The organism is Streptococcus sp. HMSC077F03, from assembly GCF_001812375.1.
Classification (GTDB): domain Bacteria; phylum Bacillota; class Bacilli; order Lactobacillales; family Streptococcaceae; genus Streptococcus; species Streptococcus oralis_S.
Map to the genome: position 1 here is coordinate 1 of NZ_KV808769.1, position 341 is coordinate 341.

1 protein-coding gene is annotated in these 341 nt (G+C 40.8%); it reads left to right on the forward strand.

Translation table 11 applies throughout. From position 1 onward, the window contains the following. The coding region (locus HMPREF2853_RS03530; RefSeq protein ID WP_186821125.1) for a G5 domain-containing protein at positions 1-341 on the forward strand (341 nt) is incomplete at both ends.

A 341-nucleotide genomic window follows, 5' to 3' on the forward strand; every position in this document is an offset into this window, starting at 1 on the left:
AGAGGAAAAAGTTGCTTTCAAAGAAGAAACGAAAGTAGACCCAGCACTGGATAAAGGTCAAATACGTGTTGAAGAAGGTGAAGAAGGTATCGATGAAGTCACTTATGAAGTGACAAAAGTGGATGGTGTTGAAAAATCTCGTAAAGAAGTTTCACGCAAGACCAAGAAAGCAGCCAAAAACAAGATTACTTATACCGGTTCAAAAGCAGTTGTAACGACTAAGGAAGTAACCAAAACTGAAGAAGTTGCCTTCCAGACTCGTGAGGTTGAAAATGCACTCTTAGCTGAAGGCAGTCGTCAAGTGAAGATAGCTGGTAAGAAGGGTGTTCGCACCATTGTTT